The sequence below is a fragment of the Frankia sp. RB5 genome, from assembly GCF_059816245.1.
Window position 1 is genome coordinate 41,478 of the sequence record NZ_JCBATA010000027.1, and the last position, 20,022, is coordinate 61,499.

Here is a 20,022-nt window from a genome sequence, read left to right on the forward strand (position 1 = left end):
CGCGCCCGGCCCAGGCCCGCCCGTGGCCCAGGCCCGCCCGCGGCGCGGGCTGACGTCCGGGCCAGGCTTTCCCGCGACCTCAGTAGACGTCGCGGACGTAGCGATGGTCGGCGGCGAGCTGGCGGACATAGGCGGCGGCCTCGTCCGCGTCGAGCCTGCCGTGCGCCTCGGCGATCTCGCGCAGCGCCCGGTCGACGTCGCGGGCCATGCGGGTGGCGTCCCCGCACACGTAGACGTGCGCGCCGTCGCACAGCCACGACCACAGCTCGGCCGCGTGCTCGCGCATGCGGTCCTGGACGTAGACGCGGGCCCGCTGATCGCGGGAGAACGCCAGGTCGAGCCTGCTCAGGGTGCCGGCGTCGGCGAGCTCGGCGAGGTCGTCGGCGTAGTAGAAGTCGGTGGCGCGGCGCTGCTCGCCGAAGAACAGCCAGTTGCGGCCGCGGGCCCCGCGGGCCCGGCGCTCCTGCAGGAAGCCGAGGAACGGCGCCACCCCCGTCCCTGGCCCGATCATGATCGCGGGTGCGCCGTCGTCGGCCGGCGGGCGGAAGTGCGGGGAGCGCTGCACGAACACCGGCACCGGCAGGCCCGGATCGGCGTCGGCGAGGTAGGTCGAGCACACGCCCTTGCGGGCCCGGCCGTCGCCGCCCGCGAAGCGCACCACGGACACCGTCAGGCTCACCGCGCGCGGGTCGACCAGCGGTGACGAGCAGATCGAGTACAGCCGTGGCCGCAGCGCGCGCAGCACCCCCAGCCACTCCTCGGCGTCGGCCCGCACCGGGTACTCGGTCAGGACGTCCGCGGCCTGCCGGCCCCACGTCCACTTGGCGAGTTCGAGCTGGTTGTCCGGGCGCAGCAGCGAGCGCAGCCGCGGGTCGTGGGTCCGCTCGGCGACGAAGCGCAGCAGCTCGGGGCGCACCGAGGTGATGTCCAGCCGCTGACGCAGCGCGGCGGCCAGCGTCATCGTCCCGCCGGCGCCGCCCGGTCCGCGCAGATCGGTGCGTGCGTCCAGGTCGACGACGGCGGCCGGGTCGAGGCCGGTGAGCTCGAGCCACTCGTCGACCAGACGCGGACAGTTGGCCGGCCACACCCCGAGGGCGTCGCCGACGGCGTAGTCGACCGCCCCGTCGGACAGGTCGAACGTGAACCGCCGCACCTCCTTCTCCGAGCCCGCCCGGCTCAGCAGCAGGTTGCCGACGAGTGGCGCCGGATGCGGGTTCGCCCGCGACGGTGCCCCGCCGCCGGGGACGTCCGCCTGCCGCGTCCCCACCCGCGGCGCACGGGCCGTCGGTTCGCCGGACGCGCGGGGCCGCGGGACACGGCCCGCCGTCGCCAGGCCGGCGTCAGGGGCTCCGGCAGCCGCGGTGATGCCAGCGGCGTCGGTGGCGTCCGCGGAGCCGTCGGCGGCGGGAGCCGTGGGGACGTCCGCGAGGGCGGTGACGACGCGGTCGAGCCAGTCGGCGAGGGCGTCGTCGTACTCGGGTTCGCAGTCGACGCGGGGAACGAGGCGCTGCGCACCGAGCTCGGCGAGCCGCTGGTCGAGCCGGCGACCGTGGCCGCAGAACTCGGCGTAGCTGGAGTCCCCGAGAGCCAGCACGGCGAAACGGCGACCCTCCAGCCGATGGGCGTCGGCGGCGCGCAGCGTCGTCCAGAACGCCTCGCCGTTGTCCGGGGCGTCGCCGTCGCCGAAGGTGCTGCTCACCACGATCAGATCGCCCGGCTCGCGCAGCACGTCGCCGGCGGGTTCGGTCATCGCCCGCAGCCGCGTGGACCAGCCCGCCTCGTCGAGACGCTGGCGCACGGCGTCCGCGGCCTGCTCGGCGTTGCCGGTCTGCGACGCCCACAGCACCTGCACCGTCCGCGCCCCGGCCGCGTCCGCGCCGTCGCCGGGACCGCCGGCCCGATCGCCGTCCGGTCCGCCCTCGACACCGTCCGCGCCGCCGGCGCGGTGTGACCCGGCGCCCGCGCCAGTGCCGGGGGCGGTGGGAGCGATGGCGGGGGAGTGACCAGGGGAGGGGGTCGCCCTGGCCAGGCCGCCGGCGAGGAATCCGTTGATCCAGCCGGCGGTGTTCGGCTCGAACGGCGCGTCGTCCGGCAGGCGTGGGGTGACCCCGGGGAACGGTGGGGATGCGCCCAGCGCCGCGAGGAAGCCGGTCAGGTAGTGACGTTGCGGCTCGGTGAGGACCGGCGGGGCGGTCGTGAGGCCGAGCACGGCGTTCAGCCCGCCCGCGGCAGCGGCCATCGCGCCCGACGGCGACGCCGCCGCGGTGTCGGCGGTACCGAGTGGGCCAGCCGCGGCGGCCTGGTCAGTGGCGGCCTGGTCAGTGGCGGTCCGTGCGCCGCCCGCCTGATCGCCGCCCGCCTGGTCATCGCCCGCCTGGTCGCCGCGTTGCGGCGCGCCGCCGGCCAGGGCGTCGCCGGTGGGGGGAGCATCCGCGGCGGGCGCGGCCGGCGGCTCGGCGTCGACCCGGGCGAGGGCGACGGCGCAGGCCTTCAGCTCGGGCTGGAACGAGATCGGGTCCACGGCGTCGTTCGTGACAGCGTTGACGGTCACGTCCTCGCCGTACAGGTCGTTCCAGTGGAACGGGGCGAAGCATCCGCCGGGCAGCACCCGGTCCGTGACGACCGCTGGTAGCACGGCCCGGCCGCGCCGCGAGACGATCGCGACACTGTCGCCGTCCGCGATGCCCAGCTTGCCGGCATCGTGCGGGTTGACCTCGACGAACGGGCCGCCGTTGAGCCGGTTGAGCTTCGCGACCCGCCCGGTCTTGGTCAGTGTGTGCCACTGGTGCGCGACGCGGCCGGTGTTGAGCCAGAACGGATGGTCGTCGTCGGGCATCTCGGCGGGTGGCACGTGCGGGCGGGGGTGGAACACGGCGCGCCCCCCGGCCGTGGCGAACACCAGGCGGGGGCGGGAGCCGTCGGCGCGGGTCAGCAGCGGCTGGCTCACCCCGTCGTTGCGGTAGCGGATCGGGTTGCGCGCGTCGGCGCCGGGCGCGGCCGGCCACTGCACCGGACCCTTCCGCAGCCGTTCGTAGCTGACACCGCGCAGGTCGTAGCCGGTGGCCGGGTTGTGGAACCCGCGGATCTCGGCGAAGACGTCCTCGGCGCTCGCGTAGTCGAACGCCTCGCCGTAGCCCATCGCGGCGGCGACGCGGGCGATGATCTGCCAGTCCGCCAGCGCCTCCCCCGGCGGGTCCACGACCCGGCGGGTGAGGGTGAGGTTGCGCTCCGAGTTCACCATCACGCCGTCGGTCTCCGCCCACATCGACGCCGGCAGCAGGACGTCCGCGTGGGCGTTGGTCTCGGTGTCGGCGTAGGCGTCCTGGGCGACGACGAGTTCCGCGGCGGCGAGGCCGGCGAGGACGGTGGCGCGGTTTCCGACCGAGGCGACGGGATTGGTGCAGATGATCCAGCAGGCCCGGATGTCGCCGGCGGCCATCTTCTCGAACATCTCCACGGTGCCGCGGCCGATGTCGGTGCGCAGCCGGCCCGGGGGCAGGCCCCAGCGCTGCTCGACGAACGTGCGGTCGGCGGCGTCCAGCACGGAGCGCTGCCCGGGCAGGCCAGGGCCCATGTATCCCATCTCCCGGCCGCCCATCGCGTTCGGCTGGCCGGTCAGCGAGAACGGCCCGGCGCCCTCACGGCAGATCGCACCCGTCGCCAGATGCAGGTTGACCAGGGCGTTCGTGTTCCAGGTGCCGTGGGTGCTCTGGTTGAGGCCCATCGTCCAGCAGCTCATCCAGGTGCCGGCGGCGGCGCCGATCCACGACGCCGCCTGGCGCAGGTCGTCCTCGGCGAGGCCGGTGATCGCGGCGACGGCGTCCGGCGGGTAGTCGGCGAGCAGGGCGGGCATCGCGTCCCAGCCGTCGGTGTGCTCGTCGATGAACACCTTGTCGAGCTGGCCGGCCTGCGCCAGCAGATGCAGCAGCCCGTTGAGCAGCGCCAGGTCCGTGCCTGGCCTGACCTGCAGGAACAGGTCCGCCTTGGCGGCGGTGGCGGTGCGCCGCGGGTCGACGACGATCAGCTTCGCGCCGGCGCGGACCCGTTCCATCAGCCGCAGGAACAGGATCGGGTGGCAGTCGGCCATGTTCGACCCGATGACGAGGAAGAGATCGGCGTGGTCGAAGTCGTCGTACGAGCCCGGCGGCCCGTCGGCGCCGAGGGACAGCTTGTAGCCGCTGCCGGCGCTGGCCATGCACAGCCGCGAGTTCGACTCGATCTGGTTGGTGCCGATGAAGCCCTTCGCGAGCTTGTTCGCCAGGTACTGCGCCTCCAGGGTCATCTGCCCCGACACGTACAGGGCGACGGCGTCCGGGCCGTGCTCGTCGATGATCGCCCGCAGCCGGTCGGCGACCGTCACGATCGCCTCGTCCAGCGCAGTGTCGACGGGCTCGCCGCCGCGCTCGGACCGGATCCGCGCCGTGGCGAGGCGACCGGGCGCGGCCAGCATCTCGGCGCTGGTCGCACCCTTGGTGCACAGCCGCCCGGCGTTCGCCGGATGCTCCCGGTCGCCGGCGACCCTGCGCAGCCGGCTGCCGCCCGGGGCCGTGACGTCGACGTCGAGCAGCATCCCGCAGCCGACCCCGCAGTAGGAGCACACCGAGCGGACGGGGCCGCCCTCGCCCGCGCCCTCGGCCGGGCGCGGCTCGGGCGAGGCCGACGGGTCAGGGGCGGAGGTCGAGGCGTCGTGGAGGATCGCCATGGTCCGGGTCGCAGGGGGTCGGGCCTGGTACGGGGACACCACATCCTCCGCGGTCGGGGGCGGGCCCGGCGGCGTGACCGGGTGCGTCCCGACCGTAGGCAGGCCACGTTTCCGGGGCGTCACGCCGGGCGTGGAGCCTCGATTACGGCCCTCACACACCCCGCGCCGACGACCGGTGACGCACCCGAAACCCCGTTGTGACACGAACGCCCGACGGCCGCCATGCCCTATGGTCGAGGAGGTTCGAGACAGCGCTCACCGGGGGCACGGGAGCGGCGAGAGAAGTGTTTTCCCGGCGTGTAATCGGTCGGTCGGAGGGGGCGAAACACGTGATCCCTAGCGTCGCCGGCGACGAGATGACCTGTATTCGTGACCGGCCCGAGGAGCCCCCATCATGAGCACATCCGACACGGACCCGGCCCGCTCAGGGCGGGGTGGCCGCCGATCAGGCCGGTGGATCGACGAGTGGCGTCCCGAGGATGCCGAGTTCTGGAACGGCACCGGTCGCCGTATCGCCCGCCGGAACCTTCTCTGGTCCGTGGTCGCGGAGCACTTCGGTTTCTCCGTGTGGGTCATGTGGAGCATTCTGGTCATCAAGATGGGCGCGAACTCGCATGGCGGGCCGGGGCCGGCCGGATTCTCGCTCACCACCGACCAGCAGCTGTGGCTGGTGGCGGTGCCCTCCGGCGTGGGGGCCTTCCTGCGGCTGCCCTACACCTTCGCGGTCCCCGCCTTCGGTGGGCGGAACTGGACCATCTTCTCGGCGCTGCTGCTCATCGTCCCCTGTGGGCTGATGATGTGGGCGGTGCAGCATCCCGAGCTGTCCATGGGCTGGCTGCTGCTGATCGCGGCGGTGGCCGGCGTCGGGGGCGGGAACTTCGCGTCGTCGATGACGAACATCTCCTTCTTCTACCCGGAGAAGGAGAAGGGCTGGGCGCTCGGGCTGAACGCGGCCGGCGGCAACCTGGGCGTGGCCGTGATCCAGAAGCTCGGGGCCACCGTGATCGCGGCCGGCACCGGCACGGCGCTCGCCCGGATCGGGCTGATCTACATTCCGCTGGCGATCATCGCCGCGGTCGGTGCCCTGCTGTTCATGGACAATCTCCGTGACGCGCGCGCCGATGTCGCCTCCACCGCGTCGGCGGCGCGCCGCGGCCAGACCTGGATCATGTCCTTTCTCTATATCGGTACGTTCGGCTCCTTCATCGGGTACTCGACGGCGTTTCCGGCGCTGCTGAAGAACCCGGCGCTGTTCGACCGGGCCGACGTCGCGCTCAGCTACGGATTCCTCGGTGCGCTGGTCGGTTCGGTGGCCCGTCCGCTCGGCGGTCGGCTCGGTGACCGGCTCGGCGGCGCCAGGGTGACGGTGGCCGCGTTCGCGGCGATGACACTCGGCGGGCTCGGCGCGGTCGCGTCCATCGGCCCGAAGGGAAAGATCCTCGACCATCCGAACTTCGGACTGTTCTTCGCCTCGTTCATGCTGCTGTTCCTGGCCAGCGGGATCGGAAACGGCTCCACCTACCGGATGATCCCGGCCATCTTCGCCCGCCGCGGCCGGGAGAACGGTGGGGACGCAGGCGCCATGCGCCGGGCGCGGGAGGAGGCCGCGGGCGCCATCGGCATCTGCTCGGCGGTCGGCGCGTTCGGCGGCTTCCTGGTGCCGATCATCTACGCCCAGTCCAACAAGGCGTACGGCACGATCGCTCCGGCGCTGTGGGTCTACATCGGCCTGTTCGTCGTCATGGCCGCCGTGACGTGGTGGTCCTACCTGCGCCGCGGTGGCATCGAGGCCGCCCCGGCCCGCGCCGGTGATGCTCCCGCCGCGGTCCCCGCCCAGCTGCGCGCCCCGGTCGTGTCGGGCGAGCAGGCGCCGGCGGGGACGACGGCGTCGGCGGCGAGTACCTCCTGACCACCGGGACCCGGGGGCCGCTCGCAGCGTCGCGGGCGGCCCCCGCCGCATGTCTCGGCGTGGAGCGCGGCGACGGCCCGCCGCCAGCGGCGTGACAGGGCCCGGCGCCTGAGCCGGGCGAGGCACGCCACCGGGGGCCGGGGCCGGGGCCGTCAGACGGTGGTGGCAGTAGGGGCCGAGGCGGCGAGGAGTGCGGCGAGGGTGGCGGGGGCACGCAGGGGGAGCAGGTGGTTCTCGCCGGGGATGACGGTGGTGCGGGCGTCGGGCAGCATCGCGGCGAGATGATCGACGAGGCGATGGGTGAACAGGGGGCTCTCGCCGCCGGCGACGAGGTGGACCGGCTGCGCGATCCGGCGTGCCAGCTCCGCGTCGAAGTGCCACGCGGCGAGTGCGGGCACCTCGCCGGTGAAGCAGTAGCCGCAGTCGCGTTCGGCGCGTTCCAGGCCAGCGCGGCCGAGCGCGGACTCGATCATGGACCGGTGCTCCGATCCGCAGACCGCGGTGAGGAAGGTGTCGAAGGCGGTGCGCAGGTCGCCCTGGGCGGCGGCGCCCATCGCCGCGCCCAGAGCGGGGCCGATCGCGGCGGCGGCCATCGCCCGGTCGGGCGGTGCCAGCAGCGGGTCTATCAGCGGTGGCTCGACCAGGATGAGCTCGCCGACCAGCTCCGGGTGGTCGAGGGCCAGTTGTAGCGCGACCACGCAGCCGGAGGAGTGCGCGAGGACGCGGGCCCGCTCGATCCCGAGGCGGCGCAGCAGGTCCGCGCACTCGCCGGCGTGGTCGGCCACCGACAGCGGCGCGGCCGGTGCGCGGTCCGCGTACCCGGTGCGGGAGACGCGGATCCGGCGTAGGCCGGCGACGGCCGGCTCACGCTCGAACGGGACGAACCAGTCGGTGAAGACCGCGGCGTGGATGAGGACGAGCGGATCGCCGTCGCCGCCGGAATCGGTGTGTCGCATGGAGGTTCTCCTTCTCGCTCTGTTGTCGCTCTGTGGGTCGGCTCTGTGGGTCGGGTCTGTGGTCGGTCAGGCGGCGTAGAGGCGGATCTCGATGCCGTCGGGGTCGTGCAGGCCGACGAGGACGGTGCCGCCGCGGTGGCCGGTGACGAGGCCGCCGTGCCGCTGGCCGAGGGCGGCGAGGTGGTCGGCCCAGGCGTGTACGCCGTCGCGGGTCGGGACGCCGAGCGCGACGAGGTCGAAGCCGCGCAGGGCGGCGGCGCGCTCGGGGTCGTGCCGCAGTGCGATCTGGGTGCTGCCGTCCGGGGCCTCCAGGGCGACGCCGCGAAGCTCACCGTCCTCGGTGAACTCGATCGCCACCGCCAGCCCGAGGACATGCCGGTACCACTCGCTGCTGGCGCGGACGTCGCTGACCGGGATCTTCACGTGGTGGATCGGTGCCAGGTCAGGCATGGTTTCCCTCCTTCGACTAGAGCCAACTCTAGTGAATCGTTGGAGTAAACTCCAGTGAGTGGGCTATCCGGTGAACGACAAGCCGAGCAGGGCCGAGAAGGCCCGCCTGACCCGGCGGCGGATCGTCGCCACGGCGGCGGAGCTGTTTCTGGGCCAGGGCTACGGCGCGACGACGCTCGACCAGGTCGCGACGCGCGCGGGCGTCGCCGTGCAGACCGTCTACTTCCACTTCGGGAACAAGGCGACCCTGCTCAGGGAGGCGCTCGACGTGGCCGCCGTCGGCGATGACGAGCCGGTCGCGCTGCTCGACCGGCCGTGGCTCGAGGAGGTGACCGTCGAGCCCGACCCGGTCCGGGTGATCGAGCTCTGGATGAACGCAAGCCTCGAGATCATGGGGCGGGTGGGGCCGCTGCTCGCGGTCGTGCGCGGCACCGTCGGGACCGATCCCGACCTCGCGGCGCAGTGGACGGTGAACGAGGGCCAGCGCCGCGTCGCCTTCCGCGCGCTCGCCGACCTGCTGGCCGACCGCGCGGCACTGCGCCCGGGGCTCACCGTCGAGGCCGCCGCCGACCTCGCCTTCCTGATCGCCAGCGTCGAGAACTACATGGTCGCCACCGGCGCCCTCGGCTGGTCACCGCAACGCTGGCGGACCACCACGGCCACCCTGCTCGGCCGGGCGCTGCTCGGCACGGCGGCTTAGAGCTGCGCTCTTCGCGGACGTTGTCGCGTGGTGGGTCGTGGCAGCGTCATGGCCAGGTAGCGAACCAGGCGCGAGGTCGGGTCCGACCGTGGGATCAGTAGCGCCAGTCGGCGGCGTCGGGGCGGTCGTCAGCGCCGCGTTCGGGATCGAACGCGAGGCGGTAGCCGCGCTTGGCGACGGTCTGGATGATCCGCGGGTCGCCGAGAGCGCCGCGCAGCCGGCCGACCGCGACCTCGACCGCGTGCTCGTCGCCACCTCCCGGCGGCAGGAGTTCACGGCGGGTGACGACGTGGCCGGGGCGTTCGGCGAGGCGGCGCAGCAGCGCCATCGCCGCGCGGCTCAGCGGCACGACGTTCGTACCGACGACGGCGGCCTGCCCGCGGATGTCGAGCCGGTGGCCCGCCACTGGCAGCAGCTGGCCGCGGCGGCGCGGCACCTGTTCGACGATCTCGCGGACCAGTGCGCCGAGGCGGGCCCGCGGCGGCTGGATCACGGGGATGCCCTCGGCCTGCAACGGCCCCGCGGTCACCGGGCCCACGCAGGCAGCGACCACGGGCCCGAGCAGTGCCTCGTGCACGGCCTCGCGCAGCCCCTGCTCGTCGGCGGCCCGCAGGAAGCTGATCGCCGCCGGCGCGCTGGTGAACGCCACCGCGTCGAGCTCGGTCGTGGCGACGGCGTCGATCAGCCGGCGCAGCGGTGCGGGATCCTCCGGCGCGATCCACCGGTAGACCGGCACCTCGATCACGTCCGCGCCGGCGAGGCGCAGCGCCTCGACCAGGTCGGGCAGCGGCTCGCCGTGCAGCTGGACGGCGACGCGGCGCCCGCGCAGGTCGTGCTGGTCGATGAGGTGCTCCAGCACCTCGTTGGACGACTCCGACGCCGGCGACCAGGCCTCCCGCAGCCCGCTGGCGCGAATCGCCCCGCGCACCTTGGGGCCGCGGGCGAGCAGCACGGCGGACTCGAGCGCCTTGTGCAGCGGCTCGGCGAGGTTCCAGACGTCGGCGGCGTCCATCCAGCCGCGAAAGCCGATGCCGGTGGTGGCCACCGCGATGTCCAGTGGCGCGGCGAGGCAGCGCTCGGTCGCGTGCCGCAGCTGCGAGTCGTCGGCCAGCGGCACGATCCGGATCGCCGGGCCGTAGGCGACCCGCGCCCCGCGCCGGGCGAGCGCCGCGCCGAACTCCTCCCGCCGGCGCGCCGCCGTGATCCCGACCGAGTAGCCAGCCAGCGGCTCGACGGACCCCGCCGACCCGCGCTCGTCGCTCACGCCACCTTCACCTCGACCGTTCCCGCCCTCTCGCGGATCTCGTACACGGGCACCGCCACACCCTCCTCATCCAGGCATTCCCCGGTACCCAGGTCGAAGACCTGCTTGTGCAACGGAGAGGCGACGGTGGGTCGCGGTCCCCGCGTTCCGACGATGCCCCGCGACAGTACCCAGGCTCCCGTGAACGGGTCCTGGTTGCCGATCGCGTAGAGACGTCCGTCATACGCGCGGAACAGCGCGACCTGCGTCCCGCCGACCAGTGCGGCGACCCCACGCTCGGGCGGCAGCTCCTCGTAGCGGCAGACCGCGGTCCACGCCGGCTCGATGTCCGGCCCGGCCTGCGTCGGCGTCGTCGGGATGGGCGGCGTGGACGTGGTCATCGGATTGGCTCCAGGGCGACGTCGGTGGGCACGCGGGCGGCGGGAACGGCGCGGCGGGTCGGCAGGGGCAGCAGGACCGGCCGCGGCTGGTCGCGTTCGGTGACGAACGAGATGCTCGGATCGGGGGTGTCCGGCGCGTTGACGAACGAGACGAAGCGCCGCAGCCGCTCCGGGTCGTCGAGCACGGCCGCCCACTCGTCAGCGTAGTCGGCGACGTGGCGTTCCATCGCCGCGTCGAGTTCTCCGGCGATACCGAGCACGTCGTCCACGAGCACCGCGCGCAGGTAGGCGAGGCCGTCGAGCGGCGCGTCCCAGTCGGCCTCGGTGCCGCCGGTGCCGCCGGTGCCCACGGTGGGACGGTCGGCGGGGGTCGCGAGGGACTCGACCCAGCCGGCGGTGCGCTGCAGGCGGTCGGCGGTGCGGACGTAGAACATGAGGAAACGGTCGATGGTGCGGATCAGCGTCGGCGTGTCCACGTCGGTGAGCAGCAGGTCGGCGTGGCGGGGCCGGAAGCCGCCGTTGCCGCCGACGTAGAGGTTCCAGCCGTGCTCGGTGGCGATCACGCCGATGTCCTTGCCCTGCGCCTCGGCGCACTCCCGGGCGCAGCCCGACACCCCGGCCTTGATCTTGTGGGGGGCACGCAGGCCCCGGTAGCGCAGCTCCAGCTCGATGGCCAGCGCCACCGAGTCGCCGACGCCGTAGCGGCACCAGGTCGACCCGACGCACGACTTCACCGTGCGCAGCGCCTTGCCGTAGGCGTGGCCGGATTCGAAGCCGGCGTCGACGAGGCGCCGCCAGATCGCCGGCAGCTGCTCGACCCGGGCGCCCAGCAGATCGATGCGCTGCCCACCGGTGATCTTGGTGTAGAGGTCGAAGTCCCGGGCCACCTCGCCGATCGCGATCAGCTTCGCCGGGGTGATCTCCCCGCCGGGGACCCGCGGCACCACCGAGTAGGTGCCGTTGCGCTGGATGTTCGCGAGGAACGTGTCGTTGGTGTCCTGCAGGGCGGCCTGCTCGCCGTCGAGGATGTGGCCGCCCGCGAAACTCGCGAGGATCGACGCCACGGCGGGCTTGCAGATGTCGCAGCCGCGGCCGCGGCCGTGCGCGGCGATGAGTTCGCTGAACGTCGTGATGCCCTCGGTGCGGACGATCTCGGCCAGCTCGGCGCGGGGGACGTCGAAGTGCTCGCACAGCGCCCGGCTGACGGCCACCCCGCCCTCGGCCAGCAGCGTGCGCAGCATCGGCACGCATGACCCGCAGCCCGTGCCCGCCCGGGTGCAGGCCTTGACGTCGCCGACCGTGGTGAGGCCCTCGTCCGCGATCGCCGTGTCGATCGCCCCGCGGGTCACCGCGTGGCAGGAGCAGATCATCGCATCCGGCGGCAGCGACCCCACGCCGATGCCGGCCCCGCCGCCCGCGCCGGTGGGCGCGAGCATCGCCAGCGGGTCGCCGGGCAGCGGCCGCCCCACCAGCGGCCGCAACGCCGCGTACTTCGACGCGTCGCCGACGAGCACACCGCCGAGCAGCGTTCGGGCGTCGTCGGAGACGACGAGTTTGGCGTAGGCGCCGGCGACCGGGTCGTTGACGGTGACCTCCAGCGCCCCGTCGGCGCTGGCCAGCGCGTCCCCGAAACTCGCCACGTCGACACCGAGCAGCTTCAGCTTCGTCGCGGTGTCCGCCGCGCCGAACGCGGCCTCACCGCCGACGAGCCGGTCCGCGAGCACCGTGGCCATCGTGTAGCCCGGCGCGACCAGCCCATAGACCCGCCCGTCGACGCAGGCGCACTCGCCGATCGCGTACACCGCCGGATCGGCCGTCCGGCAACCGGCGTCGACGACCACCCCGCCGCGCGCGCCGACCTCGAGCCCCGCGTCCCGGGCGATCTGGTCACGGGCCCGTACCCCGGCGGCGAACACCACCATGTCCGCCGCCAGCTCGGTCCCGCTGCCGAGCACGACCGACATCTCCCGCCCCGGTGACGCGGCCTCGTCGGCGGGCGGGGCGGTGACCGAGGCCGCGTAGGTGCCGAGGTGCACGGTGACGCCGAGTCCCTCGACGAGGCGGCGCAGCAGCGCCCCGCCGCCGTCGTCGACCTGCAGGGGCATGAGTCGCGGCGCCATCTCGACGACGTGCACGGCGAGCCCGAGCAGCCGCAGTGCCCGCGCGGCCTCCAGTCCGAGCAGCCCGCCGCCGACCACCAGTCCCGTCGGGGACCGCTCGGCCGTGTCGGCACGGGCGGTGGCGCGCTCGGCGGCGGCGCGGATGGCGTCCAGGTCGTCGAGGGTCCGGTAGACGAAGCAGCCGGGCAGGTCGGCGCCGGGCACCGGTGGGACGAACGGGGCGGAGCCCGTCGCGAGCACCAGGGCGTCGTAGCCGACGGTGCGTCCCGCGTCGGTGGTGACGGTGCGGGCCGCGCGATCGAGGGCGACGACCGTCTCGCCCAGGCGCAGGGCGTAGTCGCGGTCGTCGTAGCAGCCATCGGGCACGAGGTCGAGGTCGGCCGCGGTGGCGCCGTCGAAGTAGGACGACAGCGCCACCCGGTCGTAGGCGCGGCGGGACTCCTCGCCGAACACGGTGACCTGCCAGCGCCGGTCGACGTCCCGCTCGCGCAGCGCCTCGACGAACCGCTGCCCGACCATCCCGTTGCCGATGACCACCAGCCGTCCGCGGGTTTCCGTCCGCATGTCGACACCTCGTTTCGCCCGGATCGCCTCGACTGGCCTGACCCCGCAGCCATCGTCGCCAGCACCTGTTATCCGGAACGCTCGCGGACGTTAACGCCCCGCAAAGTCGATCTCACCGCGCGCGCCCGATCGCTGTGCGCCGCCGTCGTCCCGCGCGCCCTGTCACGGCGATGTTTCATCGGGATTTCGGATGCCCTGGTCCCGATGTCGCGCCACCGGGTGTGTGGGGTCAGGTGCGGTCGGTCTGCCGCTGGGAGGCGGCGGCGGTCGGGCGCAGATCCGCGAGGGTCAGCAGGTGCGCCGGCGGATCCGCCAGCACACGCGTGGACGTGACGGCGCAGCCCGCCGCGACGTGGACGAGTTCGCCGCTGGCCAGCGGGCGCCAGCCGGGATGCTCGTCCATCGGCTCGCTGGCCACGACCACGGCGGGGGAGCCCGCCAGGTCCGCCGCGTGGACGCGGGTGGCGCCGGCGGCGTCGGCATGATGCAGCGGCCGTGCGCCGTGCTGACCGCCGGCCGGGCGTTCGAGCAGGTGCAGTTCGTTCGTCTCCGGGTAGCGCAGCGCCCACAAATCGTCCGCCGTGATGAGGACCATGTTGATGCTGTAGACGGGCAGATGCGTGGCCACCCAGCGGACGGCGGCGGTGATCCCGGCGGCCACGTCGCCGCCCGCCGCCTCGATCTCACGGGTGACCAGGGCGAACAGTCGCTCCGAGTCGGTGTCGCCGGCGACGAGCGACCGCGCGTCGCCGAGGTGCTCGTCGAGCGCGTCGAGGCCCTCGACGACACCGTTGTGCGCGAACAGCCGTCCGGCCTGCAGAAACGGATGGGTGTTGCGCGCCGTGACCGCGCCGGTGGAGGCGTGCCGGACGTGGGCGACGAACGTGGTGGCCCGAGCCTCGCGCGCCTCGGCGGCGAAGCGGCGGTCCTCCCACGCGGCGATCGGCTGGCGGAACAGCTCTGGTCGACCGTCGCCGCCGAAGAAGCCCAGGCCCGTGCCGTCCGGGTTGCGGTGGCTCTGCTCGTCCAGGCTGTCCGGCGCGTCGAGCAGCCAGAACGTGGCGCGGGTCCGTCGCGGGGCCCCGGTGAGCGCGAACAGTCGGCACATCGGTCGCGACCTTCCTCTGCGGCATGTCCCGTCATCCTCACGTGAAGTATCCAACGTGTCGCGTCGGCCGGCGGTACTGTCGCCGCGGGACGGCGTCCCGGACGGCCACGGCGCATGCCCGCGAAGGCGTCGGCGGTGGGGGATGGCACGCAAAGAACATTAGTGAGTAATATAAGCCTGTGATGGATACGTCTCGAGGGCCAGCGGCTCCTGTTGTGGACCCGACTCCGGACCTCGCCGCGCAGGTAGGGGCCACGTTCGAGCGGCTCGCCCGGCTGGTGCGCCACCTCGGTCAGCCCAGCGACCTGTCCCTCGTCGCCGTGGCCACGCTGTCGACGCTGGACCGCCTAGGCCCGCACCGGCTGACCGCCCTCGCCGCGCGCGAGGGCGTCACCCAGCCGGCGATGACCCAGCTCGTCGGCCGGCTTGCCGACGCGGGTCTCGTCGGGCGGGCCGCCGATCCGGGCGACGGGCGCGTGGTGCTCGTGCACATCACCGACGAGGGGCGGCGCATGCTCGCCGAGCGGCGGGCGCGCCGGGCCGAGCGGGTCGCCGACCTGCTGCGGGCGCTGGACCTGGCCGAGCGTGCCTCGCTGATGGCCGCTTTGCCCGCCCTTGACGCCCTGGTCGAACTCGCCTCCGGCGCCGAGCGCCCGGCGACCCAGGCCGGGCGCGCCGAGCGGGGCCACCCCGTCACGCCGCCCGCGTAGATCAGCGCCGAACGACAGGATCAGCACCACCGAAGGTGGGTGGGTAGGGAGCCGCCAGATGAACGCCGCCGCCGCGCACGGGTCGACCGTGAGCCCGTTCCGACAGCCGAGGGCCGTGTTCGCGGTGGCCTTCGCCTGCGTCGTGTCGTTCATGGGCATTGGGCTGGTCGACCCGGTGCTCCCCGCCATCTCGGCGAAGCTGGACGCCACCCCGAGCCAGGTGACGCTGCTGTTCACCAGCTACCTGGTGATCACGGCGCTGGCGATGCTCGTCGTCGGCTGGATCTCCAGCCGGATCGGGGCGAAGCGGACGATGATCGTGGGCCTCGCCGTCATCGTCGTGTTCAGCGCGCTGGCCGGCTCGGCGGGCAGCATCGGCCAGATCGTCGGCTTCCGGGCCGGCTGGGGCGTCGGGAACGCACTGTTCATCGCGACATCGCTGGCGGTGATCGTCGCGTCGGCGAGCGGCGGGTTCGCCGGCGCGATCGTGCTGTACGAGTCGGCGCTCGGGGTCGGCATCGCCTGCGGGCCGCTGCTCGGCGGGGTACTCGGCGAGGTGAGCTGGCGCGGCCCGTTCTACGGCGTCGCCGTGCTGATGGCGATCGCGCTGCTGGCGACGGTGGTGCTCGTCGAGCCGGCACCGCTCCCGGCCCGGCGCACCGGGATCAGCGAGCCGCTGCGGGCGCTGCGCCACCGTGGGCTGCTGACCCTGTCGCTGACCGCGCTCTGCTACAACTGGGGCTTCTTCACCATGCTCGGCTACGCCCCGTTCCCGATGCGGCTGAGCGCCATCCAGCTCGGCCTGGTGTTCACCGGCTGGGGCGTCCTCGTCGCGATCTTCGCGGTGTTCGGTGCGCCGCGACTGCAGGCACGGCTCGGGCTCGCCCGCACCCTCTACCTCAACCTCGCTCTGTTCGCCGCCGTCCTGCTCGTCATCGCCCTGTGGACCACGCACCGCCCCGTGCTGATCGCCGCGGTCATCGTTACCGGCGTGTTCATCGGTGTGAACAACACGCTCACCACCCAGGCGGTGATGAGCGTCGCCCCCGTCGAGCGGCCCATCGCCTCCTCCGCCTACGGATTCGTACGCTTCGTCGGCGGCGGCCTCGCTCCGTACGTCGCCGGCAAGCTCGTCGACGCCTTCAACGTGCACGTTCCCTTCTACCTGGGCGCGGGAGTCGTGGCGCTCGGCATCGCCATCCTGGCCACCGCCCACGGCCTGCTGCGCGACACGGAGCAGGCCCAGGCCACCGGGCCGGTCGCGGACTCCGCCAGCCCCGCCGCCGACGTGGTCCGGCAGCCCACCGGGGACGTGGTCCCGGCCGGGACCATCGTCGCGGCCGTCGGCGGGGGCCCGGGGGTTGCCGAGCGGGTCACGGCCGCCGCCGGTCGTCTCGCTGGCCTGCGCGGGGCGACGGTGGACGTGGTGCACGTCCGCGAGGTGGCGATCGGCCCTGACACCGCCATCGACATCGACACCGCCACCGTCAATGACGCCGCCATCGAGATCGACGCCGCCGGGCCCGGCGAGCCCGGCACCGGTACGAGTGCCGTACCAGGCGGCGCCCCAGTTCCCGTCGGGGCCGTGACGGTTGCGACCGACGGAGCGCAGACGCTGGTCCGCCAGCAGGTGGAGCGGCTGCGGGCCATGGGCGTGCGGGCGGTGGGGCACGTGCTGCCCTACGCCGCCGACCATGGCGCCGTCGGTCGGCTGCTGGCCGAGCACGCCCGCGCCGGCGCCGCGCGCACGATCGTCGTCGGCACGCCTTCCCACGGCGGACTCGCCGCCCTCATGGACGCCAGTGCCACGCGCGAACTGTGGCGTCACACCGACAGCAACATCGTTATCGTCAACCCGGCCGTCGCCGAACCCGACGCCGTCCCCGCCGGCCGCGCGGCAGGCGCCGCCGTCGACGCTGCCCCACTCGCCACCTCTGCGTCCGGACCATCCTCCGTGTCCTGACGGATCGCCGTGTCCGGACGGATCGCCGTGTCCGGGCGGATCGCCGTGTCCGGTCGGCGGCGGCGTGCTGGAGCCGCGGGCTCGATACGGCCGAGTCGACCCGTCGCCGACGGACATCGGCGTAGCGTGACGTCACGCCCCGTGATCGACGGGGGATGGCCCGGAGGGGGTGGCGATGCGCGAGGTCCTCCGCGTTCGGGAGGTCCTGCCCGCGCCGGTGCCGCATCCTCGCACGGAGCCCGCAATCCCGCGCGGTGAGATTCCCGCCGCGCGGAGCGTTCGGCGCGGACCCGCGGAGCAGGTCTGGTACGCCAGCTACGGCTCGAACATGCGGCTCGCCCGGCTGACGTGTTACCTGGCCGGGGGAGTCCCGCCGGGCAGCGCCCACCGCCACCCCGGCTGCCGGGATCCGCGCCCGCCTCGACTCGCCTCTCCGGTGGTGTTGCCGGGCGCCATGTACTTTGCCACCGAATCGAGGCTGTGGACCGGCGGCGTCGCCTACTACGACCCGGCGGTGCCCGGCGAGGTACCCGGGCGCGCGTATCTGCTGACGGCGTCCCAGTTCGCGGACGTCGCCGCCCAGGAGATGCACCGTCCGCCGGGCGTCGACCTGGACCTGACGACCGTGCTGCGCACCGGGCGCGCCGAGCTCGGCCCCGGCCGGTACGAGACGCTGGTGCTCGTCGGCCACCGCGCCGGCGTGCCCGTGCTGACCTTCACCGCCCCCTGGGCGATGGCGGATGTCGCGCCCAACGCACCCTCGACGGCCTACCTCGCCATGCTCGCCACCGGCCTGCGCGAGGCGCACGGCTGGTCGCCCCGCCGCATCGCCGAGTACCTCGCCACCCGCCCCGGCGCCACCGGCACCTGGCACCAGCACGACGTCGAGCGCCTCATCACCAGCTGACCGACCGGCACAGGACGTGCCGGCGCCAGCCGTAGCCAGGTCGGTTGTCGAGGTATGCGGCCTGAGGCTGTCGGGACGCTGCCGCGACCGCCGCGCGATGACGGCCGCGACGATCATGATCAGTCGACGGTGCGCCGGGATCCTTGCGCGTTGTCGGGACCGAGGTTCCAGCTGATGATGCGGCGGGGGTGGATGCGGATGACCTCCGGGCTCATGACCGGGGAGGGCGGGGGCTGGTCGCGCAGGGCCTCGGCGGTGCCGCGGATCTCCACGCCGCGCACCGTCCACGGGTCCAGTGCGGCGATGTCGTCGACGACGTAGGCGACCTGGCCGTTGGCGGCGATGTTGTGGAACTTGCGGGTCGCGCCGAGGTTGTAGCCGTAGATGCTGATGACGCCGGTGGCGTCGTCGACGGCGTGGCCGACCGGGCTGTTCTGCAGGGTGCCGTCCGGTGCCAGCGTGGCGAGCCGGCCGAGGCGCTGGGCGCGTAGGTACGCGAGTTCAGCCGGGGTGAAGACCATGGGGACATCCTTTGCGATGACGGTGTTCGTCGTGGTCGACTGGGGCGCCCCGAGCGTAGAAGCTGAAGTCGACGTGAGGTCAACGGGCGGTGCGATCCGTCACGCCAAGATAATCAATGGTGTTGACGTCCGCCGACTTCAAGATCATCTAAATGGGCCGTGCGGGCGGAGCGATGCGCGATGGTGGCACCATCGCGCGGATCATCCTGCGCCGTGGCCCGCGCGGGGCGTGGTGCCGGGCCGCGTACTGCCAGAGGGGGCGGTGGACGTCCTGCTCACGGGGGCGTGTTGGGGCGCGGCGCCCGATCTGTGGCCGTGGGGGTCTCCTGGCTGGCGGTGTCCACCAGTGTCCGGTATAGGAGAGGTGCGCCGACGTGTGATCGCGTCCGCAGGGGGTAGGCGGACGCATACCGGTCGGCGGTGGAATTCTGATGATCTTGGGGGAAGTTCGGTGAAGGTGGGGGCGGTGCGCGGCGAAGTCGGCCCGTTGTTGGGAGAACGCCCGCATGCATTGTCTATCGGTGTTGTCCTGGAGAGGGGAGTGTCGCCGCGAAGGGTGGGTGTGGATCAAATGATCAGTGGTCAGGCTCATGTGCGCGTCCTCGCGCCCACCGATCCCCAGGTGGGTCGGCGGGTGGTGGCCGCGGCCCCGCCGTTGCCGGCCACACGCCCCTGCGCGGCCGTGTCCGGCGCAGCGCCCATCGGCGGGTCCAAGCCTGTCTCAGGGTATGTGACTTCGGACACGGCGACTCGGACCGTGGTCGCGGTGCGGACCGATCTGCCCCTGCCGCCATCGCCGCTGCCCGCGATGGCGCCCGCCGCACCCCGGACGTCCGGCGGGTTCGGTCGGGCCGTGCGCAGGGCGGCCGAGAGGTCAGCCAGATCGACCGAACAGTCGGTGAGGTCGGCCGGAAAGGTCACGAGGGCCGGGCGCTGGCCGGCGATGTCGGGCTGGTGGTCCACGAGGTCGGCGCGTCCGTCCGAGCTGCCGGCCCGTCCGGCGCTGTTGCCCTCGGCGCGATCCGCTTCGGGCTCCCAGTCGGCGCTCTCGCTCGCGTCGGCCTCGTCGGCCTCGTCGGCCTCGTCGGCCTCGTCGGCCTCGTCGGCCTCGTCGGCTTCGTCGGCTTCGACGGGGGCGGAGTCGACGTCGGCATCTCGCATGGCGGCATCGCCGTCGCAGGCACCCTCGCTGGCGGTGTCCGCGGCGGGGGCCTGGAGAGCGGGAGCGGGCTGCGCGCGGTGGACGGCGTGGGACGGCTGGCGGGCCGAGATCGACGACGCGGACGAGGCGGCGCTGTGGGCGGCGGCGCGGGAGGGGCGGTTCGTCCTGGCCCGGTGCCAGGAGTGTGCCGCGTGGAACGAGCCCGGTGCGCAGCGGTGTGCGCGCTGCGCCGGGATGATCAGTGTGGAGCCGGCGACCGGTTCCGGTGTCGTGGACAGCTTCCTCGTGGTGCGTCCGCCGGCGGTGCGGGCGTTCGCCGGCCGGCGCCCGTCCGGTCGGCGGCCCGCCGTGCTCGCATTGGTGAACCTGGAGGAGGGGATCCGCGTCGCCGGGCGGCTCGACGGGCTCACGCCGGCCGAGGTGACGGTCGGGCAGCAGGTCCAGGCAGCCCTGGACCTGCGTCCCGGCACCGGCGCCCCCACCGTGGTGTTCCGTTCCCCCGCGCCCGCGATGGCCGCCGCCGGCGCCGACTGATCCGCCGCGTCGCGGTCGGGCTGTGCGGCAGCGGTAGAACGTCCACCTCGACGACGCAGGGCGCCCGCCGTG

General features: G+C 73.8%; 15 protein-coding genes. 6 read left to right on the forward strand and 9 right to left on the reverse strand.

The window, feature by feature from the left end:
* Window positions 1–79: 79 nt before the first annotated feature.
* The gene (locus tag AC6EXY_RS16395) at window positions 80–4,741 is read right to left on the reverse strand and encodes a bifunctional nitrate reductase/sulfite reductase flavoprotein subunit alpha (protein WP_499817986.1); all 4,662 of its coding nucleotides are present in this window, start codon (window positions 4,739–4,741) and stop codon (window positions 80–82) included.
* A gap of 355 nt (window positions 4,742–5,096) precedes the next feature.
* On the opposite strand from AC6EXY_RS16395, the gene AC6EXY_RS16400 reads away from it, so the two are divergent.
* Window positions 5,097–6,611, forward strand: a complete 1,515-nt coding sequence (locus tag AC6EXY_RS16400) for an MFS transporter (protein WP_101831243.1) — start codon at window positions 5,097–5,099, stop codon at window positions 6,609–6,611.
* A gap of 152 nt (window positions 6,612–6,763) precedes the next feature.
* On the opposite strand, the gene AC6EXY_RS16405 is transcribed toward AC6EXY_RS16400, so the two are convergent.
* Both AC6EXY_RS16405 and AC6EXY_RS16410 read right to left on the reverse strand, forming a co-directional pair.
* A complete protein-coding gene (locus AC6EXY_RS16405; protein WP_499817987.1) occupies window positions 6,764–7,567 on the reverse strand; it encodes an alpha/beta fold hydrolase in 804 nt (267 codons plus the stop codon).
* Window positions 7,568–7,633: 66 nt separating this feature from the next.
* Window positions 7,634–8,017, reverse strand: coding sequence for a VOC family protein (locus tag AC6EXY_RS16410; protein ID WP_101829669.1), 384 nt, complete (start codon window positions 8,015–8,017; stop codon window positions 7,634–7,636).
* A gap of 70 nt (window positions 8,018–8,087) precedes the next feature.
* On the opposite strand from AC6EXY_RS16410, the gene AC6EXY_RS16415 reads away from it, so the two are divergent.
* Window positions 8,088–8,717 carry a TetR/AcrR family transcriptional regulator gene (locus AC6EXY_RS16415; protein ID WP_499817988.1) on the forward strand — a complete coding sequence of 210 codons (630 nt, stop codon included), beginning with the start codon at window positions 8,088–8,090 and terminating at the stop codon, window positions 8,715–8,717.
* A gap of 94 nt (window positions 8,718–8,811) precedes the next feature.
* On the opposite strand, the gene AC6EXY_RS16420 is transcribed toward AC6EXY_RS16415, so the two are convergent.
* From AC6EXY_RS16420 to AC6EXY_RS16435, 4 genes are all read right to left on the reverse strand, one after another.
* The gene (locus tag AC6EXY_RS16420; RefSeq protein WP_499817989.1) at window positions 8,812–9,981 is read right to left on the reverse strand and encodes a uroporphyrinogen-III synthase; all 1,170 of its coding nucleotides are present in this window, start codon (window positions 9,979–9,981) and stop codon (window positions 8,812–8,814) included.
* Window positions 9,978–10,361, reverse strand: coding sequence for a nitrite reductase small subunit NirD (gene nirD, locus AC6EXY_RS16425; RefSeq protein ID WP_499817990.1), 384 nt, complete (start codon window positions 10,359–10,361; stop codon window positions 9,978–9,980). Before nirD ends, AC6EXY_RS16420 begins: the two co-directional genes overlap by 4 nt.
* On the reverse strand, window positions 10,358–13,045 hold the full coding sequence (gene nirB / locus AC6EXY_RS16430) for a nitrite reductase large subunit NirB (RefSeq protein ID WP_499817991.1): 2,688 nt from the start codon (window positions 13,043–13,045) through the stop codon (window positions 10,358–10,360). Before nirB ends, nirD begins: the two co-directional genes overlap by 4 nt.
* A gap of 229 nt (window positions 13,046–13,274) precedes the next feature.
* Window positions 13,275–14,153 carry a class II glutamine amidotransferase gene (locus tag AC6EXY_RS16435; RefSeq protein WP_101829674.1) on the reverse strand — a complete coding sequence of 293 codons (879 nt, stop codon included), beginning with the start codon at window positions 14,151–14,153 and terminating at the stop codon, window positions 13,275–13,277.
* 215 nt (window positions 14,154–14,368) lie between these two features.
* On the opposite strand from AC6EXY_RS16435, the gene AC6EXY_RS16440 reads away from it, so the two are divergent.
* The 3 genes from AC6EXY_RS16440 (at window position 14,369) to AC6EXY_RS16450 (ending at window position 17,733) form a co-directional block, all read left to right on the forward strand.
* Window positions 14,369–14,863 (forward strand): MarR family winged helix-turn-helix transcriptional regulator, encoded by a 495-nt coding sequence (locus AC6EXY_RS16440; protein ID WP_243407057.1) that lies wholly within the window; start codon window positions 14,369–14,371, stop codon window positions 14,861–14,863.
* 58 nt (window positions 14,864–14,921) lie between these two features.
* Entirely contained in the window at window positions 14,922–16,826 is a 1,905-nt protein-coding gene (locus tag AC6EXY_RS16445; protein WP_101829675.1) for an MFS transporter, read from the forward strand.
* A gap of 175 nt (window positions 16,827–17,001) precedes the next feature.
* Window positions 17,002–17,733: a histone deacetylase gene (locus AC6EXY_RS16450; protein WP_243407058.1), complete on the forward strand. Its 732-nt coding sequence runs from the start codon at window positions 17,002–17,004 to the stop codon at window positions 17,731–17,733.
* A gap of 119 nt (window positions 17,734–17,852) precedes the next feature.
* Here AC6EXY_RS16450 and AC6EXY_RS16455 read toward each other — a convergent pair whose 3' ends face one another.
* Together AC6EXY_RS16455 and AC6EXY_RS16460 are read right to left on the reverse strand one after the other, a co-directional pair.
* Window positions 17,853–18,254, reverse strand: coding sequence for a PPOX class F420-dependent oxidoreductase (locus AC6EXY_RS16455; RefSeq protein ID WP_101829676.1), 402 nt, complete (start codon window positions 18,252–18,254; stop codon window positions 17,853–17,855).
* A gap of 588 nt (window positions 18,255–18,842) precedes the next feature.
* Entirely contained in the window at window positions 18,843–19,415 is a 573-nt protein-coding gene (locus AC6EXY_RS16460) for a hypothetical protein (RefSeq protein WP_499817992.1), read from the reverse strand.
* Between AC6EXY_RS16460 and AC6EXY_RS16465 the strand changes: the two genes are divergently transcribed.
* Complete coding sequence (locus tag AC6EXY_RS16465; RefSeq protein ID WP_101829678.1) at window positions 19,414–19,950, forward strand: Zn-ribbon domain-containing OB-fold protein; 537 nt, start codon at window positions 19,414–19,416, stop codon at window positions 19,948–19,950. The two genes, AC6EXY_RS16460 and AC6EXY_RS16465, sit on opposite strands and share 2 nt — an antisense overlap.
* Window positions 19,951–20,022: the final 72 nt, after the last annotated feature.

Bases quoted from the DNA above. Each gene is read 5' to 3' on its own strand.
- AC6EXY_RS16405 (WP_499817987.1), bottom strand. From the start codon at position 7,567: ATGCGACACACCGATTCCGGCGGCGACGGCGATCCGCTCGTCCTCATC.
- AC6EXY_RS16460 (WP_499817992.1), bottom strand. From the start codon at position 19,415: ATGCGAGATGCCGACGTCGACTCCGCCCCCGTCGAAGCCGACGAAGCC.
- AC6EXY_RS16455 (WP_101829676.1), bottom strand. From the start codon at position 18,254: ATGGTCTTCACCCCGGCTGAACTCGCGTACCTACGCGCCCAGCGCCTC.
- AC6EXY_RS16435 (WP_101829674.1), bottom strand. From the start codon at position 14,153: ATGTGCCGACTGTTCGCGCTCACCGGGGCCCCGCGACGGACCCGCGCC.
- AC6EXY_RS16400 (WP_101831243.1), top strand. From the start codon at position 5,097: ATGAGCACATCCGACACGGACCCGGCCCGCTCAGGGCGGGGTGGCCGC.
- AC6EXY_RS16465 (WP_101829678.1), top strand. From the start codon at position 19,414: ATGGCGGCATCGCCGTCGCAGGCACCCTCGCTGGCGGTGTCCGCGGCG.
- AC6EXY_RS16410 (WP_101829669.1), bottom strand. From the start codon at position 8,017: ATGCCTGACCTGGCACCGATCCACCACGTGAAGATCCCGGTCAGCGAC.
- AC6EXY_RS16450 (WP_243407058.1), top strand. From the start codon at position 17,002: ATGCGCGAGGTCCTCCGCGTTCGGGAGGTCCTGCCCGCGCCGGTGCCG.
- nirB (WP_499817991.1), bottom strand. From the start codon at position 13,045: ATGCGGACGGAAACCCGCGGACGGCTGGTGGTCATCGGCAACGGGATG.
- nirD (WP_499817990.1), bottom strand. From the start codon at position 10,361: ATGACCACGTCCACGCCGCCCATCCCGACGACGCCGACGCAGGCCGGG.
- AC6EXY_RS16445 (WP_101829675.1), top strand. From the start codon at position 14,922: ATGAACGCCGCCGCCGCGCACGGGTCGACCGTGAGCCCGTTCCGACAG.